Below are 23956 nucleotides of genomic sequence, written 5' to 3' on the forward strand. Positions count from 1 at the left end.
ATCAGGCCGTCTTGCGGCTGTCGAGCTTGAGCCGGGTGACGAAGGCAACCGAAATATGCTCGCGCAGCGCCTTGTCGGCGGCCTCCTCGTCGCGCCGGGCGATGGCGTCGACGATGGCGGCATGTTCAACCAGCGCATTGGCCCCGCGCCCCTCGGCGGCCAGCGAGGTCGTGGCCATCAGCGCCATCGAGCGGTGCACGAGGTCGAGCTGCTGCACGAGGTAGCGGTTGTGCGAGGCGAGCTGGATCATCCGGTGGAAGCGTCGGTTGGCCCGCGCCAGCGCGGCGGGATCATTGAGCAGCGCGCGATCTTCCTCGATCATGTCGCGCAGCACCTTCACCTCTTCCTCGGTGGCATGGCGCGCCGCCAGCCGCGCCGCCAGGCCCTCGAGCTCGGTGCGCACGACGTAAAGTTCCGCCATCTGGTTGTGATCGAGAGAGGCAACGATCAGCGAGCGCCCGTCGCGCGCCAGCAGCGACTGCGTCTCGAGCCGCTGCAGCGCCTCGCGGATCGGCGTGCGCGACACGCCGAATCGTTCGGCCAGCTCGCTCTCCACCAGCCGGTCACCGGGGCGATAGACACCCTGGTCGATGGCCTCGAGGATCAGCGTATAAGCGTCCTTGTTCGGCGTCCGGATCTGGCTCATCTTGGGCGGTCCTTCGTAAGTGATGCAGCAAGATAGCGGTAGCATGGCCCCTTGATCAACGCCCTGCATCGTCGCAGGTCCCTGGCTGCGTCCGCGCGGCCCTGCCACCCATTGCCGCCCGCCCCGCCCGCGCGTAGGTTGCAGCCATGGTAAAGCAGCATTTCTCCCACGTGCGCCACTGGGTCTTCGACCTCGACAACACGCTCTATCCGCCCGCCGCGCGGCTCTTCGACCAGATCGAACGCAAGATGACCGACGTCGTCATGCGCGTCACGGGCACCGGGCAGGCCGAGGCCAACGTGCTGCGCAAGCGTTGGTGGATGGATCACGGCACCACGCTGGCCGGGCTTATGGCCAACCACCAGCTCGACCCCGAGGCCTATCTGACAGAGGTGCACGACATCTCCTTCGACGCGCTGGAGCCCGATCCGCGTCTTGCCGAACTGATCGCCAACCTGCCGGGGCGCAAGATCGTCTACACCAACGGCAGCGCGCCCTATGCGGCGCGGGTGCTCGAGGCACGCGGGCTTGCGGCGGCCTTTGACGCGATCTACGGCGTCGAGCACGCGAACTACCGCCCCAAGCCCGAGCCGCTGGCCTTCGAGACCGTCTTCGCCCTCTCGGGCACCGACGCAGCCAGCGCCGCGATGTTCGAGGACGATCCGCGTAATCTTGCCGCACCCCACGCCATGGGGATGCGCACCGTGCACGTGGCCCCCGAGCGCGCGGAAGGTGAACATATCCAGCATCATACCGATGACCTGACCGAATTCCTCGCGCGGCTCTCCTGAGCCGGTCCGGCCCCCTCACCACCGCGGCGCGGGGGCTGCGACACTTTTCGCCATGGGAGCGCGCAAGCTCCCTGCCTATCTCCTGCCCGACCCCAGACAGGAGATTCCGATGACCGCTGCCGACATCACCACCGTTCAGGACGCCCACGCCCCCGCCAGCCGCAAGATCAGTGGCGAGGCCGTGCTGTTTCTCGTGGCCGCGCTGCTGCTGGGTATCGCGGTGGTCAACACCGTCGCCTTCGGCCTTGCCGGCCTGTCGATGACCGCGCTGGCGTTGGTGCCGGTGTGCTACTTCATGATCCTGTGGATCACCGTCGGCAAGTAAGCCGCATGGTCATGGCCGCCCGCCTGCCCTAGATAGGGGCGCAAAGGAGAGCGGTCATGGACTACGACATTCTCATCTCGGGCGGCGGCATCGCCGGGCTCACCGCGGCCGCCGCCTTCGGCAACGCCGGCTTCTCCGTGCTCTGCGTCGATCCGGCGCCGCCGGTGACCGAGCGCGAGGCGCAGGGTGCCGATCTGCGCAGCACCGCCTTCCTGCAACCCGCGCAGGCCTTCCTCGCCGAGGCGAGCCTCTGGCAGCGCCTCGCCCCGCACGCCATGCCGTTGCAGGTGATGCGCATCGTCGATGCCGGCGGCGAGCTGCCCGAGCCGCGCGTCGTCAAGGATTTCGACAGCGCCGAGATCTCCGAGCTGCCTTTCGGGTGGAACCTTCCGAATTGGCTGCTGCGGCGCGAGCTGTCCGCGCATCTGCACGAAATGGACAGCGTCACCTTCCTGCCCGGCACCGCGACCACTGCGCTTTTCACCCGCGAGGCCGAGGCCCGCGTCACGCTGAGCGACGGCCGCCGCATCCGCACCCGGCTGGTGATCGCCGCCGACGGGCGCAACTCGCCGATGCGCGAGGCGGCAGGGATCGGCGTGAAGACCACCCGCTTCGGTCAGAAGGCGCTGGCCTTTGCCACCACCCACCCGATCCCGCATGGCAACGTCTCGACGGAAGTTCACCGCACCGGCGGGCCGTTCACGCTTGTGCCGCTGCCCGATTTCGAAGGCCAGCCGTCCTCGGCGGTCGTGTGGATGGAAGAAGGGCCGAAGGCCGAGGCGCTGATGGCGCTGGACGACGCGGCCTTCGAGGCGGCCATGTCCGAACGGTCCTGCCACCTATTCGGGCCGCTCAAGCTGGCCTCGCGCCGCACCATCTGGCCGATCATCGCGCAGCACGCCGAGAGCCTGACCGGTCAGCGCCTGGCGCTGGTGGCCGAGGCGGCGCATGTGGTGCCGCCGATCGGCGCGCAGGGGCTGAACATGTCGCTGGCCGACATGAAGGTGCTGCACGACCTGGCGGCGGCCCGTCCAGAAACGCTTGGCGAGCCGACCATGCTCGATGCCTATGGCCGCAAGCGGATGCCCGACATCCGCGCCCGCGTCGCCGGGATCACCGCGCTGAACCGCGCCTCGATGCTGTCGAACCCGCTGCTGCGCGACGCCCGCGCCACGGCACTGGACGCGCTTTACGAGGTGAAATCCGTGCGCAAGACGCTGATGCAGTTGGGGCTTGGTGCCAAGGGCTAAGAGCTAAGGGCTAGCGCTCCTTGCCAGGCCCCTGCCGCAGGAAACCCCTACTGTCCCACCCGCAGCGTATGTCCCGTCAGCTCCGCGCTGAACGGCACAGGATGCGGCCCGCGGCCGAGACGGGCGCGGTAGATCGGCAGGCTTTCGGTCACCCGCATCACGTAGTTGCGGGTCTCGGTGAAGGGAATCATCTCGATCCAGTCGATCATGTCGATCTCGCCCCTCAGCGGGTTGCCGAAGGCCTCCATCCAGCTCACCGGCCGTGACGGCCCGGCATTGTAGCCCGCCGCCATCATCACCGGGTTGCCGTCGAACTGTTCCGACAGCCGTTGCAGGTAGCGCGCGCCGAGCTTGGCATTGTAGGCCGGATTGTCGAGCAGCCCCTCGAAGCTGTAGGGCACGCCAAGCCAGCCCGCGACCTCCTTTGCGGTGCCCGGCATCAGCTGCATGAGGCCGCGCGCCCCCGCGCCGGAGACAACGCGCGGATCGAACTCGGACTCGCGCCGCGCAATGGCGAGCACCATCTCGCGCGGCACCGCGAAGTCGGTCTTCAGCAGATCGGGATGCAGCGCGTAGTAGGGCCCGGCCAGTTCGATACCATATTGCGCCGCGCGCTTGCCGACCATGACCTCGACATGCGGACGTTGCATCTGCGTCAGCATCTGCCCGAGCTGACCGATCTGCTGCCGGTCCAGCCCCTCCGCAAGATGCGTGAGGAAGCGCTCGCCCAGCGAGGTTTCGCCCGAGGCCAGCAGCAGGATCGCCGCGCTGTAGACGCTGCTTTTGGTGAACGGCGCCTCGCGCCAGTCGGGGAAGGTCTCGGTGCCCGCCAGCTTCGGATCGGCCGGAACGCCGCCACGCTCGGCCGCCAACAGCCCGTAGAAGGACGTCTGGTAGCGCGCGCCTTGCGCGTAAGCCTGCCGCGCGCCCTCGGTGTCGCCGAGCGCCTCGAGCGCCCGGCCCATCCAGTAGCCCGACCGGCCCTTGGAGATCGGCGAGGTCACCGCCCCGTCGTGGTTGCGGAAATGACGCAGCGCGGTCTGCGGGTCGTTCAGGAAACGCAGCGCGATGAAGCCCGACAGCCATTCCAGCGCCGCGTATTGATCGCCCTCGGTCAGCCCGTGGCGCGAGGCGATGGCATAGGCCGTCTCGGCGTCGCCGCGCCGCATTTTCTGGTGGGCAAGATCGTCGCGCCGCTCGGCCCAGGCCCAGGGCTCGCCAAGCGCCTCGGCGCTGCCCGATCGCTCGAGCATGAGCGAGATCGCGTCATCCTCGCGGCCCTTGCGGATGCGCCAGAGATAGCGTTCGTAGGCCAGCCCCGGATCGTTCGCCAGCGCCGCGGGCACCGCCTCGATCCGCGCGTCCACGCCCGGATCGAGCGCCCGCAGCGCCAGCCGCGCCTCGGCCAGCTTGCGCCAGCCGTCCGAGACCAGTGGCAGCAGCGCGCGGGCATTGTCCTCCCAGCCCTGCCACAGCGCCATGTCGAGCCGCGCCTCGTGGTGCGGCTTCAGCAGGTCGCTCCAGTCGCGCAGGAAGGTCGCCCGTTCTTCGGAACTGAGCGGCAAGGTGCGCCAGGCCATCACGATGTCGGCCTCCGCCGCACCGCGCTCGCCCTCGGCCATATGCGCCCGCGCCAGCGCCAGCGCCCCGGCACCGGTCTGCGGCATGTAGCCGGCAAAGAACTGCCGGATCGTGCCGAAGTCGGATTCCGAGATGGCGATCTCGGACTTTTCGCGCAGGTAGGGCATTCCCGGCCAATCCGGGTTGCGCTGCAAGAACTCCATGACCTGAGCCGCATTCCCCCGGCTCGCGCGAAGGTAGTGCCAGAGCACCACGTCGAGCGCGGCCTGGCCGTCGCCGCGCGATTCAATGAGGGCGGACGCCCAGTTGCCGGAACGCATATCGGCCATCGCCTTGGCGAGCGGGCGCTCCTGCGGCAGGGCGGGCGTGGCAAACAGGGCAAGAAGCAGGAGGAGAGCGGCGCGGAGGCGCGACATGAGCTTGCAATTTCCTTGACGAAAAGGAATAGACACGCCGCGGACATTAGCGTGGGGCGGGGAGGGTTCCAATTCACATTCCCTCCAGACCCGCGCTTTCGAGGGCCGCTGCGAACACATCAACATTCAAGGAGCGTGTCATGTTCAAAGGTTCGATGCCAGCACTGGTCACGCCGTTCAAGGACGGCGTCGTGGATTTCGACGCGCTCAAGAAACTCGTCGATTGGCACGTGGCCGAGGGCAGCTCGGCGCTGGTTCCCGTGGGGACGACCGGCGAGAGCCCGACCCTCAGCTACGAGGAACACGAGGCGGTCATCGACTGCGTGGTGAAGACCGCGGCCGGCCGCATCCCGGTGATCGCCGGCGCGGGATCGAACTCGACCGCCGAGGCGATCCACTTCATGCAGTTCGCCGAGAAGGTCGGCGCGCAGGCGGCGCTCGTGGTGACCCCCTATTACAACAAGCCGACCCAGGCCGGGCTGATTGCGCATTTCACCGCGGTGCATGATGCGGCGAACCTGCCGATCATCATATACAACATCCCCGGACGTTCGGTGGTCGACATGTCGCCCGCCACGATGGGCGAACTTGCCAAGCTTCCGCGCATCATCGGCGTCAAGGACGCCACCGGCGATCTGGCACGGGTCTGCGCGCAGCGCATCACCTGCGGCCCGGACTTCCTGCAGCTCTCGGGCGAGGATGCCACGGCGCACGGCTTCAACGCCCAGGGCGGCGTTGGCTGCATTTCGGTCTCCGCCAACGTCGCTCCGGCGCTCTGTGCGCAGATGCAGGCGGCCACCACGGCGGGAGACTATGCCAAGGCACTGGATCTGCAGGACAAGCTGATGCCGTTGCACCAGGCGATCTTCGCTGAGCCGGGTGTCTGCGGCGCGAAATACGCCATGAGCCGCCTTGGCCTGTGCGGCGAGGAAATGCGCCTGCCGCTGGTGCCGGTGACCGAGCCGGTGCGCGCGCGCATCGACGCGGCGCTGCGCCACGCCGGGCTGCTGGCCTGACGCCTCGCGGTCCGGCGGAAGACGCGGGGGCGCTGCCCCCGCACCCCCGGGATATTTCCGCCTAGAAGAAAGGGCGGAAGCGGTCCAGGCCGTGAAACCAAAGACAAAGGCGGACCCTTCCAGGTCCGCCTTTTCCATGTTTTGCCTGTGGCGCGTCGTCGATGCGACGCGCCTGTGCGAGCCGATCACTCGGCGTCGCTGCTCTCGACGCCCTCGGGCTGGCCGACCACTACGAAGCGCAGCGCGTCCGGCTGCAGCACGCGGGCGGCGACCCGCTTCACGTCGTCCAGCGTCACCGCCTCGATCTTGGCGTTGCGCGAGGTGATGTAGTCGGGGGTCAGCCCGTCCATCTGCATCCCGACAAGAATGCCCGCGATCGGCCCGTTGCCGTCGAAGCGCAGCGGGTAGGCGCCGGTCAGGAAGGTCTTGGCCTGGTCCAGCTCTGCCTCGGTGACGCCGTCCTTCGCCAGCTTCGCCCATTCGTCCTTGATCACGTCGATTGCCTGGCCGATGCGGTCGTTGGCCGAGGCGACACGGCCAAGATAGAGCTCGGCATGGTCCATCGGCACGAGGTAGGAATAGACGCCGTAGGTCAGGCCCCGCTTCTCGCGCACCTCGCTCATCAGCCGCGCCTCGAAGCCGCCACCGCCGAGGATGGTGTTCATCACATAGGCGGCGAAGAAGTCCGGATCGTCGCGTTTCAGCCCCTTCTGTCCGAACAGCGCCACCGACTGCGGCGTGTCGAAGGGCACCACGGTGACGCCGGCCCTGGTCTCGACATCGACATCCTGCGGCATCGGCGCGCCCTCGTCCGGCAGGTCGCCCAGAAGGTTGTCGATCAGCGTCGCGAGCGCCTCTGGCGAGATGTCGCCGGTGGCCGCGATATAGACGCGGTCCTTGGCCATGGCGCCCTTCCAGGCGGCGAGGATGTCATCGCGGGTCAGGGCCTCGACACTGTCCAGCGTGCCCGCCGGATCGCTGGCGTAGGGGTGATCGCCGAAGACGCCGGAGTAGAAGGTGGCGCTGGCGATGGCATCGGGATCCTTGGCGTCGCTGCGGATGCCCGAGATCACCTGCGCCCGGACGCGCTCGATCGCGCTGTCGGAGAAGCTCGGCTCGATCAGGCTCTGGCGCAGCAGCTCGGCAGCCTGGTCGCGGTTCTCGGTGAGGAAGCGGGCCGAGACCGAGACGGAATCCTGACCCGAGTCGTAGCGGAAGTTGGCGGCCAGCGCCTCGGACTCCGCCGCGAAGCCTTGCGCGTCATAGCCACCGGCGCCCTCTTCGAGAAGGCCGACCATCAGGTTGGTCGCGCCACGCTTGCCCGGCGCGTCCAGCGCCGCGCCGCCCTTGAAGCGGATCTCCAGCGCGGTGAAGGGGATCGACGGCTCCTCGACCAGCCAGGCCTTGAAGCCGAGCGGCGTCTCGACCTGCTGGACATCGATCTCGGCCGCGGCGGGCAGCGCCAGCCAGAGCGAGGCGGCCGCGGCGATCAGCGGGCCGGTCACGACCCGCCCCAGTGCGAAGTTCAGGCTCATTGGGTCACCTCCTCGGCGTCGGTCTGCGGCAGCGTCGCGGCCGCGGGTTCGGGGCTGGGCGCGGTCTGCACATCGGCCGGGGCGGTCAGATAGCCGGTCACCGATTGGCGCTTGTCCAGCACCTTCTTCGCCGCGGCGACGATCTGCTCGGGTGTCACCTGTTGCAGGATCTCGGGCCAGGCCTGCACGTCTTCCACCCCCAGACCCGATGTCAGCGCATTGCCGTAGCGCTGCGCCACGCTGGCGACATCGTCCCGGTCGTAGACCTCCGACGCGCGCAGCTGGAACTTGATCCGGTCGAGCTGTTTCTCGTCGCAGCCGGTCTCGAGGAAGGCGGCAAGCTCGGCGTCGAGCGCGGCCTCGGCCTGCTCGAGGGTCACGCCGGGCGCCGGCACGATGCCGAAGCCGAAGCTGCTGTCGTCGTAGGAGGTGGCATCATAGAAGGCCCCGACGTAGATCGCCTTGTGCTGCTCGAACTGCAGCTTCTGGTTCAGCACCGAGGTCTGCCCGCCGCCGAGGATCTCGGCCAGCAGGGTCAGCGCCGCGGCTTCTTGCTGGTCTCCGGGATCGCGCTCGGGCGCAAGGTAGAGCCGCATCACGTAGGGTTGCGCGACGCGCGGGTCCTCGAAGCGCAGCCGGCGCTCGGCCATCTGGCGCGGCTCCTGCGGGCGGGCGCGCGGCGCGCCGACCTCGGGGTTGGCCGGCAGCTTGCCGTAGGTTTCCTCGGCAAGCCTGCGCACCTCTTCGGGCGTGGTGTCCCCGGCGACCACGAGGATCGCGTTGTTGGGGGCGTAGTTGCGGTGATAGAAGGCCAGCGCGTCGTCGAGATCGAGCCGCTCCATCTCCTCGCGCCAGCCGATCACCGGCACGCCGTAGCGGCTGTTGAGGTAAAGCGCCGCGCTCATCTGCTCGCGCATCAGAGCGCCCGGATCGTTCTCGGTGCGCATGTTGCGCTCCTCGATGATCACGTCGCGCTCGGTCCGAATGTCCTCCTCGTCGAGCTGCAGATTGACCATGCGGTCTGCCTCCATCTCCATCATCAACCCGAGCCGGTCGGAGGCGACGCGCTGGTGATAGGCGGTCTGGTCATAGGAGGTGAAGGCGTTGTCGGTCCCGCCGTTGCGCGCGACGATCTTCGAGAACTCGCCGGGGGCCAGCGTGTCCGTGCCCTTGAACAGCAGGTGCTCCAGGAAATGCGCGACGCCGGAGCTGCCCGCGGTCTCGTCAGCCGAGCCCGCCTTGTACCAGACCATGTGCACGACGACCGGCGCCCGGTGATCCTCTGCGACGACAACGTCCATGCCGTTGTCGAGCGAGAAGGTGGTCACCTGCGTCTTCTCCGGCGTCTCGGCCCGCAGCGGCATCGCCGACAGCACCATCACGGCCAGCGCCGCGCTCCATGACTTCATCTGCAAGCCCTAATCCTTCGGTGAAACGACATCTGCCCCCAACCTACGGGTCAGGGGCAGTCATTCCAAGCTGGGCTTGCGCTTTCGTGAAGTGACGCGCGTTTACTCGGCGGCCGGGGGCGCAGAGGGTGTGCGGGCCCCCGCCGACCGATAGGCGTTCAGCGCACCGTAAGGGCTGAGGGTCTGATCGCGGTAGACCTTGTTGTACTCGTCGTCCTTGAAGAGCTTCCAGTTGAAGCGCGACTTGCTGCGACGGATCTCGGCATCCTCGACGGCGAGCTGGGTGCGGATGCTGCCATCCCGACCGTAGCGCGACGCGCGGTTCACCAGCGCCGCATCGCGGCCGGGCACTTCGCCGGTGGCCAACAGCGCCGGATTGCCGCCAAGCGCGGCGACCGCGTCGGCCCGCGGCGTCTGATCGGTGCGGTTCGCGCTGCCCGGCGTCGGCACCGGAAGCTCGGCAAAGCTCTGCGGCATTTCCAGCGGCTTGTTCGGCACGATGGCAAATTCCTCGGGGGTCCCGCGGTTGTTGCGCATTTGGTGCAGCGTGCGATCACTCGTCGTGCAGGCGACGAGCCCGGTCATTCCGAGCATCAGCACGAGATGCGACAGCTTCATGGCCATTCTCCGGTTCTTGCCTTTGGCCCTGATCTATACGATCCGGGACGCCCCGTCACGGGGCCTTTTTCTTCCGCTTGCCGGCCGCTTCCCCGCCCGAGAACAGCACCAGGCCGATCGCACCGGCAAAGATCGCGATGTCGGCGACGTTGAAGGCGAAGGGGTTCTCGAGCCCGCAGCAGGACATGTTCAGGAAATCCGCAACCGCGCCATAGACCAGCCGGTCCACGACGTTGCCAAGCGCGCCGCCGATCAGCAGCCCGCCCGAGATCAGTCCGAGCCGGCCCGGCGGATCGCGCCGCAGCCAGACCGCGACGAACATCACGATGCCCAGCGCCACGGCGATCAGCGTCCAGCGCGCCGCGGCCGCGTCATCGGCAAAGAGCCCGAAGTTCATTCCCCGGTTCCAAGCCATGCGGAAGTTCAGCACCGGCGGCAGCACATCGATCGCCAGCCGCTGCGCGAGCCCCATCACGTGCACCACGAGCCATTTGGAAAGCTGATCCACCACGAAGGTGATCGCCGCCGTTACCAGTACCAACCGCATCAGGTCTCCTTTTGCCGAGCCCAGGCGCCGGCTTTGCGGATCGGTCTACAGGCAGCACGCTGCAAGGAAAACCCCCGCCCCTCTCAGGGCTGCGCGACGACGCGCCGCAGCAGCGCGCGGAAGGCGCCGGTGGCCGCCTGTTCGTCGATCCTTCCGGGAGAATTGACCGTGAGCGCGGCGCAGACCGCACGGTCCTCGGCGTCGCGCAGGACGACGGTGAAATTCAGCACACCCGGCTCCGAGCCCCCCTTGTAGGCGACGGGGCCAAGGCCGTGTGCCGGTCCGGGATTGAGTTGAAGCATCGGCAGGTCCGCGATGGGCAGGATCAGCGCACAGAGCCTGTCGAGCGGCACATACCATTCGATTCCCGGCAGCCACATCCCGGAGGCGAGCACCGGGTCTGGCGGTTGCAGCGCCGCCGCGGCCGCGATCGCAGGCCGTTCCTTGGGGTCGGCGTCGAGCCAGGCATGCGCCGCAGCGGGATCGCTCTTGAGCGCGAAGAGTTCGCGCGTCGACAGCATGACCTCGGGCGCGATGCCCAGCTCCTCGGCGACGATCTCGCGCCCGAGCAGATCGAGCAGCAGGTCGGTGGCGGTGTTGTCGCTCTCGGCAATCATCAGCAGCGCGGCGGTGTGCAGCGTCACCGGAGCCGCGTCCGGAAAATCCTGAAGCCGCCCGCCAGGCAGGGACCGATGCGCCTCGCCGAGACGCAGCACCCTGTCCCAATCGGTCTTGCCCGCGCGCACCTCGCGCGCCAGCACCGACAGGATCCCGAGCTTGAAGGCCGAGCCCACCGCCAGCGGATGCGCCGCCCCGCCGGCCGCCAGCACCGCGTCTTCGCGCGTCACCAGCCAGGAGACCTCGGCCCCCAGATCCGCCAGGGCCGCGACCGCGGTGCGCAGATCGGCAACCAGCGGCTCGGGAGTCCCGAAGCGCAAGCCAGCCAACCTGCCCTCCGCGTCCAGCGCGATCCGCACCGGGACCTGATAGCCCGCGCTGCGCACGGTGCCTGTCCCGTCCTCGAGCTCGATCTCCTCGACCGGACCGATCTGCGCGATCAGGGTCTCGACCAGCCCTTCGAGCTGGGCCTGCGGCACCGCCTTCGCGAAGTCCTCGGTGACCTCCAGCCCCTTGCCTCCGCCGGACAGCAGCGCCTCGAGCACCGCGCGATCGGTTTCCTGCGCCGACGACGGACTTGCAAGACAGGTGGCCATGACCGCCGAAATGGCGGCCCACAAGAATGCCTTCACACCAATCACTCCCTCAAATGCTCGGAGGCGGCGACCACCCCGCGACTCATCTTTCCACAAATCTCGGCGCGGGTGAATTGGCCGATGACCGGGAATCGCGATGGCCACTTCGAACGCGGCATCCCCAGAACCGCGCAGAACGCCCTGCACGGCAGGTCCCGCGACCGCAAACCGCCCCTCCGGCCACCGTTGCAAGGCCGCGCCGCAAAATTCCTGCTTTCCCGCCCCTGCGACAAATTATTCCGCGGCGCGATGCACTGCACGGTTGCGTATATATTCGCCCTTTGGGAATAATTGCCCCTGGGTCAATCTATTTGAGACCCGCTGCATTATTTCCTTTCCTTTTGGCGAGCCTGTGTTGTGACAAGAACGTCCTCCTCCTCTGCGGCGCGCCCGGTTGGCTGGAGCGTCAAGCTCCTTGGCTGGGTCTGCGTGCTTTTCGGTCTCCTCCTCTTTCTCGGCGGTATCTGGCTGATCACTCTCGGCGGCAGCTGGTATTACGGGCTGGCGGGGCTCGGGCTTCTGGTGTCCGGCGTGCTGCTCAACCACGGCAGCATGAAGGCGCTGTGGCTCTACCTGCTGGTCTGGAGCGCCACCCTGGCCTGGGCCTGGTGGGAAAGCGGCAGCGACTGGTGGGCCCAGGTGCCCCGGATGCTGTCCCCGACGGTGATCCTCGTGCTGATGCTGGCCTGCGTCCCGGCGTTGGCCCGCGCCGAGCGCGCCCGTGGCTGACTGCCGCGGCACGCCTCCATGAAACGGCCCCAGACCCCAGCTTGAAAGCAAGGACCCCGCCGATGTTCGCCTCCCTTAGACTGACCGGCCTGCCGGGTGCGGTTCTGGCTGCCCTGATCGGGCTCGCGGCCTGCCCCGGCCTGGCGCAGGATACAGCCTCCGTCGCCGCCGCGGCTCCCGCGTCCGAGGTCGGCACCGACTGGCCCTATTACGGAGGCGACGCCGAGGCGCGGCGCTTCTCTCCTCTTGCCCAGATCACACCCGAGAATGTCGCGCGGCTGGAACGGGCCTTCGTCTATCATACCGGTGACCTGCCGCCGGGCGACACCGCCGGCAATTACGCACCCGAGACCACGCCGCTGAAGATCGGCTCCAGCCTTGTGTTGTGCAGCGCGATGAACATTCTGATCTCGATCAATGCGGCGACCGGCGCGGAGAATTGGCGCTACGACCCCGAGGTCCCGCAGGCGGCGATCCCCTATGGCGCCACCTGCCGCGGCGTCGCCACCTACACCGCCCCGGATCTGGCGGCGGACGCGCCCTGCAAGCGCCGGGTCATCGGCACGACGCTCGACGCCCGTCTCATCGCCGTGGACTTCGCCACCGGCCGCCCCTGCGAGGGGTTCGGCAGCGGCGGGCAGGTCGATCTCTGGGACGGCATCGGCGAGAAGATCCCCGGCTTCTACGCGCTCACCGCCGCTCCCACCGTGGTGCGCGGCATCATCGTCACCGGCGCGCAGGTGAAGGACGGCCAGGCCGAGGACGCGCCCTCGGGCGTGGTGCGCGGCTTCGACGCGGTCACCGGCGCGCTGGTCTGGGCCTGGGATCTGGCGGCGCCCGAGGAGATGCGCGCCGGCCCGCCCGCGGGCAAGACCTACACCCGCGGCACGCCCAACATGTGGACCACCGCCACCGCCGACGAGGCGCGCGGCATCGTCTTCCTGCCGCTCGGCAATTCCGCGGTGGATTACTACGGCTCGAACCGCTCGCAGGCCGAGAACACCTACGCCACCTCGCTGGTCGCGCTGAACGCGGTCACGGGCGAGGAACTCTGGCATTTCCAGACGGTGCGGCACGACCTTTGGGACTATGACCTCGGCTCGCAGCCCACGCTGCTCGACTTCAAGGGACGACCGGCGGTGCTGCTCGCCTCGAAGCAGGGCGATCTTTTCATCCTCGACCGCGAGACCGGCGCGCCCCTGACCGAGGTGGGCGAAATCACCGACCTGCCGCAGGGCAAGATCGAACCCGATTTCGTCGCCGACAGCCAGCCGGTGTCGCTCTGGGCGACGCTGCGCAAGCCCGCGCTGACCGAGAAGCGCATGTGGGGCTTCACCCCGATCGACCAGCTCTACTGCCGCATCCGCTTCCGGCAAGCGGTCTACGACGGCTACCTGACCCCGCCCTCGACGCGGAATTACATCCAGTATCCCGGCTATATCGGCGGCAGCGACTGGGGTTCGGTCGCGGTTGATGTGGCGCGCGGGCTGGTGATCGCCAATTACAACGACATCCCCAACCTCAACCGTCTCGTATCCCGCGCCGAGGCCGACGCAGCGGGAATGCGGCCTCCGACCGCACAAGCCGGCGACCGGGGGCAGCCGCAGGTCGGCGCGCCCTACGGGGCCAGAACCAATGCGGGATGGCGTTCGGGCCTGACCGACCTGCCCTGTAGCCAGCCGCCATACGGCGGGATCACCGCGATCGATCTGCAAACCGGAGAACCGATCTGGGACAGGCCACTCGGCAGCGCGCGGCGCGGTGGACCTTTCGGACTGCCCTCGATGCTCCCTTTCGAGATCGGCACACCCAACAATGGCGGCGCTGTGGTCACCGCCTCGGGGCTGATCTTCATCGGCGCGGCGGCGGACAACCTGTTCCGCGCCATCGACATCGAGTCCGGAGAGACGCTCTGGACCGACGCGTTGCCAGCGGGCGGACAGGCCAACCCGATCAGCTACGAGGTGGACGGCCGGCAATATGTGCTGATCTCGGCCGGCGGGCACCACGCGCTGGAGACCGGCGTATCCGACGCGATCATCGCCTACAGGCTGCCCGATTGAACGCCCCCGGCCGAGAGGGTCGGCGCGCCCGGCCCGGCTGCGGTCAAACAAAAGCGAGGCGGGCCGGGGCCCGCCTCGCGAAATCTCCTGCGTCGCGCCGGCTCAGTGGCGGAAGTGGCGCATCCCGGTGAACACCATGGCGAGGCCCGCCTCGTCGGCCGCCGCGATCACTTCGTTGTCGCGCATCGAGCCGCCCGGCTGGATCACCGTGGTCGCGCCGGCTGCCGCCGCTTCCATCAGACCGTCGGGGAAGGGGAAGAAGGCGTCGGAGGCCACGGCAGAGCCCTGCGTCAGCGGCGTGTCGAGGCCCAGCGCCTCGGCCATGCGCTCGGCCTTCTTGGCGGCGATCAGCGCCGAGTCGACGCGGCTCATCTGGCCCGCGCCGACGCCGACGGTGGCGCCGTCCTTGACGTAGACGATGGCGTTCGACTTGACGTGCTTGGCGACCTTCCATGCAAAGAGCAGGTCCAGCAGTTCCGCCTCGGACGGCTGCTTCTTGGTCACCACCTTCAGGTCGTCCAGCGTGATCGTGCCGTTGTCCTTGTCCTGCACCAGCATCCCGCCCGAGACCTGGCGGTAGGCGAGGCCCGGCTCGGACGTGTCGGCGAGCCCGTCGGTGGTCAGCAGGCGCAGGTTCTTCTTCTTGGCGAAGATTTCCTTGGCCGCGTCATCGGCACCGGGCGCGATCACCACCTCGGTGAAGATCTCGGTGATCGCCTCGGCGGTCTCGGCGTCGAGCGGCATGTTCAGCGCGACGATGCCGCCGAAGGCCGAGGTGCGGTCGCAGTCGAACGCCTTCTGGTAGGCTTCCAGCAGGGTCGCGCCCTTGGCCACGCCGCAGGGGTTGGCGTGCTTGATGATCGCGCAGGCCGGGCCGTCCGAAGGCAGGAACTCCGAGACCAGCTCGAAGGCGGCGTCGGTGTCGTTGATGTTGTTGTAGGACAGCTCCTTGCCCTGGTGCTGCACGGCGGTGGCGACGCCCGGACGGTCCGAACCGTCGCGGTAGAAGGCCGCCTTCTGGTGCGGGTTCTCGCCGTAGCGCAGGGTCTGGGCGATCTCGCCCGAGAACACGCGGCGGCGCGGGGCGTCGTCGTTCAGCGCGCCGGCCATCCAGGTCGAGACCGCGGCGTCATAGGCGCCGGTGCGGGCATAGGCGACCTGCGCCAGCTTCTGGCGGAAGGCGTAGCTGGTCGCGCCGTTGTTGGCATCGAGCTCGGCCAGCAGCGCCTCGTAGTCGGCCACATCCGTCACCACGTTGACGAAGGCGTGGTTCTTGGCGGCGGCGCGGATCATCGCCGGGCCGCCGATGTCGATGTTCTCGATGCAGGTGTCATAATCCGCGCCCTTGGCGACGGTTTCCTCGAACGGGTAGAGGTTGACCACCAGCAGGTCGATCCCGGTGATGCCGTGGGCCTTCATCGCCTCGACATGCGCGGGGTTGTCACGCAGCGCCAGCAGGCCGCCGTGCACGCGCGGGTGCAGCGTCTTGACGCGGCCGTCCATCATCTCGGGGAACTCGGTCACGTCCGACACGTCGCGCACCTTGAGGCCCGCCTCGCGGATCGCCTTGGCGGAGCCGCCGGTCGAGAGCAGCTCGACACCCCTTGCGCTCAGCGCCTTGGCCAGGTCGATGAGACCGGTCTTGTCCGAAACGGAAATGAGGGCGCGGGCGACGGGGGAGAGATCAGGCATGAGGAGGGTCCCAGATGGTTCAGAGCGTCACATCCGGCTCGTCCTGCCCAAGGTCTCGGATCGCGATGGCGGTGTCCTGCGCCTTGGCCAGCGACCAGCGGATGCGGGTCGCATACTCCATCACGCGGCCGGATAAAACGACCTGTTGCGCCCCGCGGGGCCGAAGTCGGCCATTTTCCAGGTAAACCGAGTCTTCCAACGCCATTTCAACGCCCGGTTCGGGGCGAAACACCCAGATCTCGCCGGACCGCAGCGCCAGCGAGACCGCCGCACCGGCCATGTCGAGCTCGGCGGTGACATCCGGATGCAGGTGAAAGCGAATCTCGTAGGGGAAACCTTGCAGCCCGCCCTTGTCGAGCCGCCGGTCGAAGGTCTTGCGGTCCTTGCCATCGAGCGCGAACAGCATGTCCTCGCCGTCCAGCACCCGCCCGTCGAGGGTCAGTTCGAGCCTGCGCGCATGGGTCAGCCCGTGGCCGCGCTTGTAGCCGTCATGCGCCGCCTCGAAGCGCCAGCCTGCCGCCTCCTGCGCCAATTCGACAGGCACGTCCCTTGGCCCCTCGACAATCAACTCGCGCTCTATGCCACCGATCCGGCGGCGCGGGCCGAGCCGCGCGCTCGAGGTGCCATCGAGGCACAGCGTGGAATGCGAGGGCGTCGCGCGCCCGGCGCGGCGCCACTCCTCGCCGAAGACATCCCCCGCGCCGCAGCCGACGATCAGCGGCCGGCGCCCGGAGGTCAGCTCGAAGGCCAGGGTCGAGGCATGGCCTCCGGCCGAGGCGCGCCCCTGCGGGGGCGGCGCGGCATCAACGATCACCGTGCTGCGCCCGCCGCTCAGCCGCGCGTAGCCCATCGCCAGGCCCTCGACCGGACGGCGGCGCACCCCGGAGGCCGCCAGCGCCTGGTCAAGCCGCCCCTCGGCACCGCGCCCGCCGCCGTGGAACCGCGCCAGTCCGCCATCTGCGTGGCGCAGCGCCCGCAACGTCGGCGCGATGCGGGTGATCGCGTTCAGATGCGCCCCGCCCGGTTCGATGTCGCCCTCTTCCAGCGCGGCCCGCGCCCAGGTCAGCAGCGTGAAAACTTCCAGCAGTTCCTCGGGGTTGCGCGTCGGCAACCCGCCCGCCACATCGATCTGCCGGTTGCACTCCTGCTCCAGCGCCTGCCGCGCTGGCTCGAGATGGCTGCGCATCCCCTCAAGCGACAGCCCTGCGTAGATCAGCCCGGTCAGCGCCTCGAAGCGCGGCAGCCCCGGCAGGGTCGCGTCGCGGCGCCTGGCCAGGAAGCGCGTCTGCGCCGCGAGCGCGCGGTAGAAGGCTGCGGAGTCCTCGGCGCTCATGCCGCGGAGCAGAAAGAGTGCGTGGTGGATCCAGCGGATCAGCCGTCGCCCGGCCAGTTCGGGCACCCAGCCCGGCCCGGTGCCGCGGCCATAGCGTGCGATCCAGCCCATGAGCCACGTCTGCGCCAGCTGCCGCGCCTCTGCATCCCCGACCGCGGCCAGGTCATCGAGCCAGCGGAACGCGTGGATCTCTTCCTGCCAGGCGCTGTCGTCAACCTCGATGTCCCAGATCATCGCACCCTTGCCCTCGGCGAGGTAGCCGGCGAACATCAGGTTGCCGGCGCAAAGCTGTCTGCCGCGGGCAAACTGCCCGGTGGTGCGCGGTTGGGGCTGAGAGACGAAGGCCGTGGCGCTGCCCGCCCGTGCGGCGAGCCGCGAATGCACGCGGTTGAGAAACTGCGTGGCGGTGACCGACCAGCTTGCCATATCTACCATGCCCTGCCCTTCTGCCCGCCTCGAGGCTTTTGCCGAAAGGCTACCCCCCGCAGCGCGGCAAGTCACCGGGCAACCGGCGGAAATCGCGGAAACGCGATGCCATGCGGCGGCGGCTGCGACCTGAGGGCAACGTCCCGACGCGGTGCGCGGCGGCGTCAGGCCGTGCCCGGCATGCGGATCCGCGCCATCGGGATGGCGTCGATGTACCGCCCCTCGCGGAATGCGTACCCCCGGTAGAGACCCTCGCGCTCGAACCCAGCGCGCTCGTAGAGCCGGAGGCCGCCGCATTGTCCGCGTTCACCACCAGTTCAATGCGCCCGATCGCCAGCCAGTTGTCGGCGGCATCGACGAGCGCCGCCATCAGCGCCGTGCCGATGCGCTTGCCGCGATGGTCGTCATGAACCCCCATGCCGAGGGTGCCGACATGCTGGCGCCGCCCGTCGAGACGGTGCAGCGCCGCGTTCCCGACGACGACGCCGTCCAGCTCGGCGACGATGCTCGTGAGGCCCGGCGGGGATGACTCGAGCCGCTTGCGCATCCACTCCACCGACTGGAAGGGCGTGCGCAGGGTGCCGTGGCGATAGCCCGGAAGGTTCGCCATCGCCACGAGCTGCACGCAGTCGCGCATCTCGGCGGCGCGGATGATCAGCTTGCCCATGACGGACTCACTCGGGCTTTTGCAGCACCGCGACGTAGAAGCCGTCCATGCCGCCGCGCTCGGGCCAGAAATCGGGACGCAGCCGCAGCCCGCCCTCCTCGGAGCGCCATTTCGGCTCGATCCACTCCGCCTCGAGCGGCAGCACCGTAAGACCGTCGTGGCGCGCCAGCGCCTCGTCCACCTGGCACTCGCCCTCGTCCGGCAGCAGCGAGCAGGTGCAGAAGACCAGCCGCCCGCCCGGCTTCAGCAGGCCGAGTGCGTGGTCGATCATCGCCGCCTGCAACCCGATCAGTTCAGAGATGCCCTCGCCCCCCTTGGCATGCGGCAGGTCGGGGTGGCGGCGGATGGTGCCGGTGGCGGAACAGGGCGCATCGAGCAGGATGGCGTCATAGTCGCCTTCCGCCTCCAGCGCGTCGCCCACGACCGTCTCGGCCTTCAGCCCGGTGCGCAGCAGGTTCTCGGTGATCCGCGCCATGCGGCTCTCGGACAGGTCGAGCGCGGTAACCTTCGCCCCCGCTGCCGCCAGCTGCATGGTCTTGCCGCCCGGCGCGGCGCACATGTCGAGGACAGACAGCCCCGCCACGTCGCCCAGCAGCTTGGCGGGCATCGCCGCGGCGGCGTCCTGCACCCACCAGGCCCCCTCGTCGAAGCCCGGCAGCGCCGAGACCTGACCCTGCTCCGCCAGTCGCAGCGAGCCGGTCGGCAACAGCTCGGCCCCGAGCTTCCCGGCCCAGCCTTCGGCATCCGACGTTACGGTGATGTCGAGCGGCGCGCCGGCGGCATGGGCGATCTCCATCGCCGAGACAGCCTTGCCGCCCCAGGCCGTGGCCAGCGGCTCGCGCAGCCAGCGCGGCAGGCGCGGCGCGCGCAGCTTGGCCCATTGCTCCGGACCTTCCTCGGACAGGCGGCGCAGGATGGCGTTGACCAGGCCGGACATGGTCTTGGTCTTGCGGTCGGCCGAGATCAGGCTGACGCAGTCGTTGACCACGCCATGCGCCGCGCCGCCGGTGCAAAGCTCGAAGGTCCCCAGCCGCAGCACGTTGCGCACGAAGAGCGGCGGCGCCTTGCGCAGGCGCGACTTCAGCATCTGGTCGCAGCGCCCGAGGTTGCGCAGCACGCCGGTGGCAAGCCGCTGCGCCGCCGCGCGCTCCGCCGGATCGAGCTTGACGAAGGGTCCGCCCTGCATCGCCTCGCTGAGCAGCCGCCCCTGCCCCAGCACCTGCCCCAGCAGCGCCACCGCCGCCGCCCGTGCCGGGCTCGCAGCCCCTGCCCCGTTCGAGCTCTTTTCCGCGCCTTTGCCTGCCATGGGACCACTCCGCTACCCTGCGGGTCTTGCCCGCGCATGATCCACGGGCCTATATCAAGCGGACCCACGCAAGGAAAGCGCGCCCGAGGAGGGCAATGCCATGAGCGAAGAGACACGCCCCGAGATTTCCGCCGATCTTCCCCCCGCCGCCCAGCGGGCGCTGGCCGAAGCCGCGGAGCGCCGCAGGGCCGCCGAGGCTGCGCTGGCGGCGGATCCCCGCGCCAAGGAATACGGCGGCCGCGACGGGCTCGATCCGGCGCGCTACGGCGACTGGGAGAAGAAAGGCATCGCGATCGATTTCTGAGCGCGACGACACGCTGACGCGCGAGAGGACCCGCCGGGTCCCTCAGCGCCGGCGCTCGACCGCGACGCCGAGCAGGGTTCCCGCGACGATCAGCGCCGCGCCAACCATCGACACCGCGGTGATCGGCTCCGACAGGAGCAACCAGGCCAGCGCGACGCCGAACAGCGGCTCTGTCCCCATGAGAAAGCCGACCCGAGTCGGGCTGCTGCGCCGCACCGCCGCGTTCTGCACGTAGAAGGCCCCGATGGTGCAGAAGAGCGACAGGAAGGCTACCGCCGCCCAGCCGCCGGGACCTGCCTGAACGAAGAGCGCTCCGGCTCCGGACTGCGTCAGGATCAACGCCATGGCCAGAGCGGCCACGGTGAGCGCCTGAACGGCGGTGAGCGCGACCGAGGAGAGCCGGCTGCCCTCCATCAGGCGCTTGGTCGCCACCACCATCACCGCCCGCAGCCCCGCTGCCGCGAGGACCAGCAGGTCTCCGGCTCCGAGCGCCGTCATGCCGCCCGACAGCACGAGGACGCCAAGCACCGCGACCGCAGCGCCCGCGATCACCCCCGCCGGGGGCAGCCTGCGCTGAAGCCCGAACTCGAGGAAGGGCGTGAAGATCGTGCACAGCGAGATGATCAGGGCGGTGTTCGTCGCCGTGGTCAGCGCGACGCCCCGGGTTTCGGCCAGGAAAATCGCGCCGAGGATGGCGCCGAGCAGCACGCCCGCCCGGAGGTCCCTGCCGCTGGCCGCGCGCAGCTCGCGCCCCGCCACCGTGCCCATCACCGCCGCCGTCAGCGCGAAGCGGTAGAAGATCAGCAAGAGCACCGGCATATGCGCCAGCGCACCCTTGGCGACGGGGTAGCTCGCCCCCCAGACCAGCGCCACGCCGAGCACGGCGAGATCCGCCCAGAGCGTCGTCCGCCGTGCGATGAAATTGTCCGATGCAGCCATGCTCGCCCCTGCCGTTCCGTTTCGGTCAGGCTGCGGTAGGCCATCCGGCACGGCGCGATATAGAACGAAAACGCGGTGTCAGCCGCGGGCGTAGGCGCGCGGGGTGGTGCCGACGATCGCGCGGAAATGCCGCCCCATGTGGCTCTGGTCGGCAAATCCCGCCTGCGCCGCCGCCTCGGCCGGGGCAAGACCCGCGCGCAGCAGACGTTTCACTAGACGCACTTTCTGCTGGAGGTGCCAGGCGTGCGGCGGCAGGCCGGTGGCGCGCCGGAACGCCTCGATGGTCTGGCGGCGCCGCAGCCCGGTGACACGGCAGAGATCGTCGAGCGAGACATCCTCCTCGACGCGATCGCCGAGGTAGTCGACCGCCTCGGCGATCCGCCCATTGTCCGGGCCCCGGTTGGCGGAGACCTGCGGCGCAAGCTCCCCCAGCAGCGCCCCGAGCAGCCGGTCGAGCGCCACATCGCGCGCCAGCCGATGCTCCGACGCATGCAGCACTTCGTGCAACGCGGCAATCTTTTGCGCGAGACCCGGCCGCGCGTGGAAGGCCGCGCCGAAATCCAGCGTTCCGGTCAATGCGCGGCCGCCGAGGTCCTCCAGCAGGGCGCGCATCGCGGCTTCGGGGATGTAGAGCATCCGCTGCCGCCAGCCGGCCTCGCTGCCGGCGCCGCCGTGGTGGATGTCGCCCGGTCGCATGGTGACCACCGAGCCGCGCGGCACCCGGTTCATCTCGCCCCGGCACCAGACCGAATGCACGCCGCCGTCTATCACGCCGATGAGGTATTCCTCATGGGCGTGGGGCTTGAAGGTCTGCGTCCGGTACCGTGCCGAAAGGGTCTCGATCCCGTGGAGCTCCGGGCGGGAGCGCATCGAAACCTCGTCCCGCGGGGACTTCAGCGCCATGGTCTTCACACCACGCCCGGCGCAGGGCGACCCCGCGATCAGTCCCCGAGGCCCAGAACGTCGAGCATGTCATACTCGCCCGGTGCCTTGTCCTGCCCCCAGATCGCGGCCTTCAGCGCGCCGCGGGCGAAGAGCGCGCGGTCCGAGGCGATGTGCTTGAGCGTGATGCGTTCGCCCGCCGTGGCGAAGATCACCTCGTGCTCGCCCACCACGTCGCCGCCGCGCAGCGCGGCAAAGCCGATGGCACCGCGCTCGCGCGCGCCGGTGATGCCGTCGCGGCCGCGGTCCGAGGCTTCCGACAGGCTCACGCCGCGGCCCTCGGCCGCCGCTTCCCCCAGCATCAGCGCGGTGCCCGAGGGGGCATCGACCTTGCGGTTGTGGTGCATCTCGACGATCTCGATGTCCCAATCCTCGTCGAGCGCGGCGGCCACCTGCTTGGTCAGCTTGGTCAGCAGGTTGACGCCGAGGCTCATGTTGCCGGCGCGCACGATCACCGCGTGGCGGGCGGCGGCGCGGATCTTCTGCAGATCGCTCTCTTCGAGCCCGGTGGTGCCGATCACGTGCACCGCACGGGCCTGAGCCGCCAGCTCGGCGAACTGCACGGTTGCCGCGGGGGTGGTGAAATCGAGCACGGCCTGCGCCTTGGCGAAAGTCTCCAGCGCGTCATCGCTGACGGTGAGCCCGAGCTCGGTGCCGCCCATGCAGGTGCCAAGGTCACGGCCGACCCAGTCGTTGCCGCTGCGTGCGACCACACCGACCAGTTTCACCTTGTCGCTGGCCAGCACCGCGCGCACCAGCATCTGGCCCATCCGTCCCGACACGCCCGTGACGACAACACCCGGCAGTTCCGACATTTCGCTCTCCGATCTTTAGCTTCCCGCAGGGCATACTCCGGCGGCGGCGTGATGGCAAAGGCGATGTCGGCGCCGCGCTGCCCGAACCGCCCAAAGCCATCGACGCTATGCGTTCGCGTTCTTGGCAAACCCCTGCAACGCGCCTATGTCTGCGCCATGGCAAAGAACAGATTCCACGAGGGCTCCGGCCCCAGCCAGAGACAGCTTCGTGTCGGCGAACTCATTCGCCGCACGCTGGCGGACGTGCTCAATCGCGGCGATGTGCACGACCCCGAGCTGAACCGGCTCTCGATCACCGTCGGCGAGGTCCGGGTCTCGCCCGATCTCAAGGTCGCAACCGCCTACGTGGTGCCGCTCGGCGGCAAGCAGGAAGGCAACATGTTCGAGCTGCTCGAGCGCAACAAGGCCGAGCTGCGCCGCGCGGTCTCGAAGGAGCTGACGCTGAAATACGCGCCGGACCTGCGCTTCCGCCTCGACGAGACCTTCGACCGGCTCGACGAGACCCGCCGCCTGTTCTCGCAGGAGTCGGTGCGCCGCGACATCGAGGGGCAGGACCCGGACGAGGACGACGACGCGTGACACTTCGCGCCGCCCTCACGACGCTGGCGCTTGCGGCGGCGGCGCTCTTGCCGTCGATGATCCCCACGCAGGCCGGCGCGGTCAGCTGCGAGGCCGCCAGCCACGAGGGCCGGCGCTACACGCTCTGCACGGTCAGTGCCGACGAGGATCTGCGCACCTTCCTGCGCGCGCCCGACGGCACCGTCTGGGGGCATTTCTCGACGCTCGACGCGGCGCTGCGCGAAAAAGGCGAAACGCTGGCCTTCGCGATGAACGCCGGCATGTACCACGAGGACCGCGCCCCGGTCGGCCACTACGTCGAGAACGGGCAGGAGGAGATGCGCGTCATCTCCAGCCCCGGACCGGGCAACTTCGGGATGCTTCCCAATGGCGTGCTCTGCATCGGCGAGGGCACCGCGCAGGTCTTCGAGACCCGTGATTTTCTCACCCGCAAGCCGGACTGCCGCTATGCCACGCAATCGGGGCCGATGCTGGTGATCGACGGCGAGCTGCACCCGCGTTTCCTGCCCGACAGCACCTCGCGCTACATCCGCAACGGGGTCGGCACCTCTGCCGACGGCAAGACGCTGATTTTCGCCATCTCCGAGGAGCCGGTCAGCTTCTACGAGTTTGGCACGCTGTTCCGCGACGGGCTGAAGATGCCCAACGCGCTGTTCTTCGACGGCAATGTCTCGCGGCTTTTCGCGCCGCAGATCGGCCGGGCCGACATCGGCCGGACGCTGGGTCCGCTCATCGGCGTGGTGGTGCCCGCCGAGTGAGCCGCGCCACCGCGGC

Annotated in this window: 23 protein-coding genes; 9 read left to right on the top strand and 14 right to left on the bottom strand. The window is 69.0% G+C overall.

Annotated elements, in window-relative coordinates; all coding sequences use genetic code 11:
* Position 1: 1 nt before the first annotated feature.
* Entirely contained in the window at positions 2–646 is a 645-nt protein-coding gene (locus IQ782_RS13410; RefSeq protein ID WP_194135153.1) for a GntR family transcriptional regulator, read from the bottom strand.
* Positions 647–792: 146 nt separating this feature from the next.
* Here IQ782_RS13410 and IQ782_RS13415 point away from each other — a divergent pair, with 146 nt between their 5' ends.
* The 3 genes from IQ782_RS13415 to IQ782_RS13425 all read left to right on the top strand — a co-directional run bounded on the left by IQ782_RS13415 (position 793) and on the right by IQ782_RS13425 (position 3012).
* Positions 793–1437: a pyrimidine 5'-nucleotidase gene (locus IQ782_RS13415; protein ID WP_194135154.1), complete on the top strand. Its 645-nt coding sequence runs from the start codon at positions 793–795 to the stop codon at positions 1435–1437.
* Between the two features lie 109 nt (positions 1438–1546).
* Entirely contained in the window at positions 1547–1762 is a 216-nt protein-coding gene (locus IQ782_RS13420; RefSeq protein WP_194135155.1) for a hypothetical protein, read from the top strand.
* A gap of 56 nt (positions 1763–1818) precedes the next feature.
* A complete protein-coding gene (locus tag IQ782_RS13425; protein ID WP_194135156.1) occupies positions 1819–3012 on the top strand; it encodes a UbiH/UbiF family hydroxylase in 1194 nt (397 codons plus the stop codon).
* 47 nt (positions 3013–3059) lie between these two features.
* Here IQ782_RS13425 and IQ782_RS13430 read toward each other — a convergent pair whose 3' ends face one another.
* Entirely contained in the window at positions 3060–5009 is a 1950-nt protein-coding gene (locus IQ782_RS13430; RefSeq protein ID WP_194135157.1) for a lytic transglycosylase domain-containing protein, read from the bottom strand.
* Positions 5010–5149: 140 nt separating this feature from the next.
* Between IQ782_RS13430 and dapA the strand changes: the two genes are divergently transcribed.
* Positions 5150–6025 (top strand): 4-hydroxy-tetrahydrodipicolinate synthase, encoded by an 876-nt coding sequence (dapA, locus tag IQ782_RS13435; RefSeq protein WP_194135158.1) that lies wholly within the window; start codon positions 5150–5152, stop codon positions 6023–6025.
* A 185-nt stretch (positions 6026–6210) separates the two neighbouring features.
* Here dapA and IQ782_RS13440 read toward each other — a convergent pair whose 3' ends face one another.
* From IQ782_RS13440 to IQ782_RS13460, 5 genes are all read right to left on the bottom strand, one after another.
* Complete coding sequence (locus tag IQ782_RS13440; RefSeq protein ID WP_194135159.1) at positions 6211–7560, bottom strand: M16 family metallopeptidase; 1350 nt, start codon at positions 7558–7560, stop codon at positions 6211–6213.
* Positions 7557–8969, bottom strand: a complete 1413-nt coding sequence (locus tag IQ782_RS13445; RefSeq protein ID WP_194135297.1) for a M16 family metallopeptidase — start codon at positions 8967–8969, stop codon at positions 7557–7559. The genes IQ782_RS13440 and IQ782_RS13445 overlap by 4 nt, the downstream gene beginning before the upstream one ends.
* A 102-nt stretch (positions 8970–9071) precedes the next feature.
* Positions 9072–9587 (bottom strand): DUF3035 domain-containing protein, encoded by a 516-nt coding sequence (locus IQ782_RS13450; RefSeq protein WP_194135160.1) that lies wholly within the window; start codon positions 9585–9587, stop codon positions 9072–9074.
* A gap of 55 nt (positions 9588–9642) precedes the next feature.
* Entirely contained in the window at positions 9643–10134 is a 492-nt protein-coding gene (gene lspA, locus IQ782_RS13455; protein ID WP_194135161.1) for a signal peptidase II, read from the bottom strand.
* Between the two features lie 83 nt (positions 10135–10217).
* Positions 10218–11384 (bottom strand): serine hydrolase, encoded by a 1167-nt coding sequence (locus IQ782_RS13460; protein WP_194135162.1) that lies wholly within the window; start codon positions 11382–11384, stop codon positions 10218–10220.
* A 360-nt stretch (positions 11385–11744) separates the two neighbouring features.
* Between IQ782_RS13460 and IQ782_RS13465 the strand changes: the two genes are divergently transcribed.
* Positions 11745–12116: a glucose dehydrogenase gene (locus IQ782_RS13465; protein WP_194135163.1), complete on the top strand. Its 372-nt coding sequence runs from the start codon at positions 11745–11747 to the stop codon at positions 12114–12116.
* 62 nt (positions 12117–12178) lie between these two features.
* Complete coding sequence (locus IQ782_RS13470; RefSeq protein ID WP_194135164.1) at positions 12179–14179, top strand: pyrroloquinoline quinone-dependent dehydrogenase; 2001 nt, start codon at positions 12179–12181, stop codon at positions 14177–14179.
* 102 nt (positions 14180–14281) lie between these two features.
* Here IQ782_RS13470 and purH read toward each other — a convergent pair whose 3' ends face one another.
* The 4 genes from purH to IQ782_RS13490 are packed head-to-tail and all read right to left on the bottom strand — an operon-like array spanning position 14282 to position 19603.
* Complete coding sequence (gene purH, locus IQ782_RS13475) at positions 14282–15871, bottom strand: bifunctional phosphoribosylaminoimidazolecarboxamide formyltransferase/IMP cyclohydrolase (protein WP_194135165.1); 1590 nt, start codon at positions 15869–15871, stop codon at positions 14282–14284.
* 19 nt (positions 15872–15890) lie between these two features.
* A complete protein-coding gene (locus IQ782_RS13480) occupies positions 15891–17639 on the bottom strand; it encodes a heparinase II/III family protein (RefSeq protein WP_194135166.1) in 1749 nt (582 codons plus the stop codon).
* A gap of 40 nt (positions 17640–17679) precedes the next feature.
* Positions 17680–18297 (bottom strand): GNAT family N-acetyltransferase, encoded by a 618-nt coding sequence (locus tag IQ782_RS13485; RefSeq protein ID WP_240989281.1) that lies wholly within the window; start codon positions 18295–18297, stop codon positions 17680–17682.
* 7 nt (positions 18298–18304) lie between these two features.
* Positions 18305–19603, bottom strand: coding sequence for an RsmB/NOP family class I SAM-dependent RNA methyltransferase (locus tag IQ782_RS13490; RefSeq protein WP_194135167.1), 1299 nt, complete (start codon positions 19601–19603; stop codon positions 18305–18307).
* A gap of 100 nt (positions 19604–19703) precedes the next feature.
* On the opposite strand from IQ782_RS13490, the gene IQ782_RS13495 reads away from it, so the two are divergent.
* A complete protein-coding gene (locus tag IQ782_RS13495) occupies positions 19704–19907 on the top strand; it encodes a DUF1674 domain-containing protein (RefSeq protein WP_194135168.1) in 204 nt (67 codons plus the stop codon).
* A gap of 42 nt (positions 19908–19949) precedes the next feature.
* Here IQ782_RS13495 and IQ782_RS13500 read toward each other — a convergent pair whose 3' ends face one another.
* From IQ782_RS13500 to dapB, 3 genes are all read right to left on the bottom strand, one after another.
* Positions 19950–20846, bottom strand: a complete 897-nt coding sequence (locus IQ782_RS13500; RefSeq protein WP_194135169.1) for a DMT family transporter — start codon at positions 20844–20846, stop codon at positions 19950–19952.
* Positions 20847–20924: 78 nt separating this feature from the next.
* Positions 20925–21716, bottom strand: a complete 792-nt coding sequence (locus tag IQ782_RS13505; RefSeq protein ID WP_194135170.1) for an AraC family transcriptional regulator — start codon at positions 21714–21716, stop codon at positions 20925–20927.
* A 71-nt stretch (positions 21717–21787) separates the two neighbouring features.
* Positions 21788–22603, bottom strand: coding sequence for a 4-hydroxy-tetrahydrodipicolinate reductase (gene dapB, locus IQ782_RS13510; RefSeq protein ID WP_194135171.1), 816 nt, complete (start codon positions 22601–22603; stop codon positions 21788–21790).
* 156 nt (positions 22604–22759) lie between these two features.
* Here dapB and rbfA point away from each other — a divergent pair, with 156 nt between their 5' ends.
* Entirely contained in the window at positions 22760–23182 is a 423-nt protein-coding gene (gene rbfA, locus IQ782_RS13515) for a 30S ribosome-binding factor RbfA (protein ID WP_194135172.1), read from the top strand.
* Between the two features lie 56 nt (positions 23183–23238).
* Positions 23239–23940 carry a phosphodiester glycosidase family protein gene (locus tag IQ782_RS13520; protein WP_194135298.1) on the top strand — a complete coding sequence of 234 codons (702 nt, stop codon included), beginning with the start codon at positions 23239–23241 and terminating at the stop codon, positions 23938–23940.
* Positions 23941–23956 lie beyond the last annotated feature (16 nt).

This window comes from Salipiger mangrovisoli, assembly GCF_015223355.1.
GTDB lineage: Bacteria > Pseudomonadota > Alphaproteobacteria > Rhodobacterales > Rhodobacteraceae > Salipiger > Salipiger mangrovisoli.